This is a genomic window from Mesorhizobium sp. M7A.F.Ca.US.006.04.2.1, from assembly GCF_004022915.1.
GTDB lineage: Bacteria > Pseudomonadota > Alphaproteobacteria > Rhizobiales > Rhizobiaceae > Mesorhizobium > Mesorhizobium ciceri.
The window spans coordinates 1-2,686 of record NZ_RZQA01000858.1; the positions used below are offsets into that span (position 1 = coordinate 1).

Annotated in this window: 4 protein-coding genes and 1 pseudogene; 3 read left to right on the forward strand and 2 right to left on the reverse strand. The window is 58.4% G+C overall.

Annotation, left to right across the window (positions count from 1 at the left end):
• Nucleotides 1-25 precede the first annotated feature (25 nt).
• Complete coding sequence (locus EN925_RS31235) at nucleotides 26-607, reverse strand: TadE/TadG family type IV pilus assembly protein (protein WP_063169998.1); 582 nt, start codon at nucleotides 605-607, stop codon at nucleotides 26-28.
• A 137-nt stretch (nucleotides 608-744) separates the two neighbouring features.
• Entirely contained in the window at nucleotides 745-1,167 is a 423-nt protein-coding gene (locus EN925_RS31240; RefSeq protein ID WP_013533687.1) for a pilus assembly protein N-terminal domain-containing protein, read from the reverse strand.
• 334 nt (nucleotides 1,168-1,501) lie between these two features.
• Here EN925_RS31240 and EN925_RS31245 point away from each other — a divergent pair, with 334 nt between their 5' ends.
• From EN925_RS31245 to EN925_RS41045, 3 genes and pseudogenes are all read left to right on the forward strand, one after another.
• Complete coding sequence (locus tag EN925_RS31245) at nucleotides 1,502-1,684, forward strand: Flp family type IVb pilin (RefSeq protein WP_013533686.1); 183 nt, start codon at nucleotides 1,502-1,504, stop codon at nucleotides 1,682-1,684.
• Between the two features lie 172 nt (nucleotides 1,685-1,856).
• Nucleotides 1,857-2,375: a prepilin peptidase gene (locus tag EN925_RS31250; RefSeq protein ID WP_013533685.1), complete on the forward strand. Its 519-nt coding sequence runs from the start codon at nucleotides 1,857-1,859 to the stop codon at nucleotides 2,373-2,375.
• Nucleotides 2,376-2,588: 213 nt separating this feature from the next.
• A pseudogene (locus tag EN925_RS41045) lies at nucleotides 2,589-2,686 on the forward strand (Flp pilus assembly protein CpaB); the annotation flags it as partial.

A 2,686-nucleotide genomic window follows, 5' to 3' on the forward strand; every position in this document is an offset into this window, starting at 1 on the left:
TTCTTATACTGCTCGTGCATTCCGCTCAGTTGTCGAACGGTTCGTTCTGCCAGGTCACCGATGCGAAGTGCAGCGTCTTGTTGCCGCCCATTGATTTGGCCAGCAGGTCGGTCATGATCGGCCATTTGTAAAAGACCCGCAGCATGTTCCTCGACTCCGCCGCACCCGCTGTCACTGAAAACGACTGGGTTGCGGTGCCTTTCGTCAATACGACATCGCCGTTCTGGATCTTGAAGCCGGCCGTGGCCGCATCCGCGAACGATGTATATTGGCGAAGATCCACCAGCAGTTGATTGGGACAATCCTGGGAAACGATGATCTGCAGTTTTGTGCAGATCATGTCCCGCAAGTTGGTTCCGGCGACGTCAACCGCCCTCAACTGGCCGGTGCGAAGCTTGCGCGCGACATCGTCGGTGATGTTGGCCATCACTTCCTGCGCGGCAAACGAGATGCAGCTTTCCAGAATGGCGAAGACAAGCAGCGCGAAGGGGACTGAAAGGATCGCGAATTCGATTGCCGTGGCGCCGCGCCGGTCACGAAGAAAACGGGCGAAAAACCTTGGGCATCTCACTTTGTGGTCGCCTGCGCGGCCGTATCCCTTGCTCATGTCCGATCCTGCCGATCTCTATGCGGTCTCGGAAGGACCATTAACGCAAACCGATTGAGGTCCGGTTTGGATGATCGTTAAAGTCGGCGCAGGCCTCTTAACCGGCCAATAACCGCACCGGCAGCCGGTCACGCCACCTATCGGCTGACGCTCATCTCCGCCTCGGAAGACTTCTCCGCTTCGCTCTTGTAGGAGCTTTCGCAATACGGCGTGCAGGACATCGTCTGGATTTCGGCACGCCGATAGATGCGCACCGACGAAGCAGCCTGCCGCACGACGGTAACCTGCTCATCGACGATGGGACTGCCGTCGGTATCGAGCACGACCAGATTGGTGACGCCGAAACCTTTGCCGGTGAGCACGATCGTCGAAGCGTCCTGCACGGAAGCGTCGGCGATTGCCGGGTTGCCGACCACGATGGTGTCTGCGGGACGCGACAGTTTGACGATCTTGGCCTGGTTCATCGTGACCTCGATGCCGGCGCCGGCCATGGCGGGCGCGACGAAGCTCGAGACGGCAAGAAGCGCGGCAATCAGGATTGACGATCTCGGCTGGGCCATTGAGGCGCTCCACGCAGGCGGACTGATCAACGGAACATGAACGAGATTGGTGAACCAACGGTTAAGCCTGCGATGTTGCCAATCCTGCAATGGCCGATAAGGGCGCCCCGCGAGGCGCGGTCCAGTCGGGGCGCAAGCCTGCCAAACCTGGGACTGGAAGGCGCGGCGGTACTTTAGCCCGAAGTTAACCACGCAATATGTTCGAACCGGGAAAGGAATCGGTAAGGCTGTTTCTTAAGCCGATCGAAAGAGCTTCTCCCTAGATTGGCAGCATCCGATCAACCATCACAGAAGTTGACGGAAGTGCTGTAACACGTGGAGTAGGAGCTCTCGAATGTCTAATCTCATCGCACGTTTTGTGAAGGACGAATCCGGCGCGACCGCTATCGAATATGGTCTGATCGCCGCTCTCATCGCGCTCGCCATCATCACTGGCGCCGGCACGCTCGGCAATGCGCTGAATGCCAAGTTCACCAACATTGGCAGCACCCTGAACAACGCGCCGACCGGCAGCTGATCGGCTTATCGCCGAGCACTTGCATCGCATTTTCTGGAAAAGGGCCGCCGCGTGGCGGCCTTTTTTATGCCGCTGCCAATATAGGTCGTCTTTTCGTTCCTGGCCTCATCAATCGTTAATCGAACATATCTTAGATTGAGCCCAATAAAATCGGACAATAGGCGTGGCGCCGATGCTTGAAGCCCTGATCTTCGTCGTCTTTCCGTTCTGCATGCTGTTTGCCGCGATCTCCGACATGCTGTCGATGACGATCGCCAACCGCGTGCCGGTGCTGCTCGTCGTCGTTTTCGCGCTGGTCGCGCCCCTTACAGGCATGGACTGGGCGGCCTATGGCGGACATTTCGCCGCCGGCGCCCTGGTCCTGGCCGTGACGTTCGGCCTGTTTGCAATAGGCGGCATGGGCGGCGGCGACGCCAAGCTTCTGGCCGCAACCGCGATGTGGATGGGCCTCAATGTCAATCTCGTGGAGTATCTTGTCGCCTCGACAATCATCGGCGGCCTGCTGACGCTCGCGATCATCCTCTACCGGAAGTCGATGCTTGCGGCCGTTACCGGCCAAAATCCGTTTCTGCGCCATTTCGCCGACGAGGCAAAAGGCGTTCCCTATGGCGTCGCGCTCGGCCTTGGCGGGTTGCTGACCTATCCGGACTCGCCTTTGATGATATGGGCGCTGGCCAGGCTGGCGGCCTGACCACGATATTATTTTATTGTCTGTCAGCATTGCCGAGACCCCGTTCTCAACGGGGTCGGCCCGGCTGTTTTGGCCGGTCCGGCTATAGTCCGGCTAATTTATGTAAACGTTAAATTAATCACGATCGTAAGCATTACATTAACCTTGTTTTGACGATTGCCGCTGCAAAGTCCGGCTTGGCTACGTGGTTTGCCAGGGCAAGGGTTCGGACAGATGCCAGCATCGCGATTGATAATTCTGAGCGTGGCGGTGGCCGCGGCGGGTGGCGCTGGCTATGTCGCGAAGAACATGGTGGCACCGCCGCCCCAGGT

Excerpts from the sequence above, each read along its gene's own strand:
- EN925_RS31235 (WP_063169998.1), bottom strand. The coding sequence starts at position 607 with ATGAGCAAGGGATACGGCCGCGCAGGCGACCACAAAGTGAGATGCCCA.
- EN925_RS31240 (WP_013533687.1), bottom strand. The coding sequence starts at position 1,167 with ATGGCCCAGCCGAGATCGTCAATCCTGATTGCCGCGCTTCTTGCCGTC.
- EN925_RS31245 (WP_013533686.1), top strand. The coding sequence starts at position 1,502 with ATGTCTAATCTCATCGCACGTTTTGTGAAGGACGAATCCGGCGCGACC.
- EN925_RS31250 (WP_013533685.1), top strand. The coding sequence starts at position 1,857 with ATGCTTGAAGCCCTGATCTTCGTCGTCTTTCCGTTCTGCATGCTGTTT.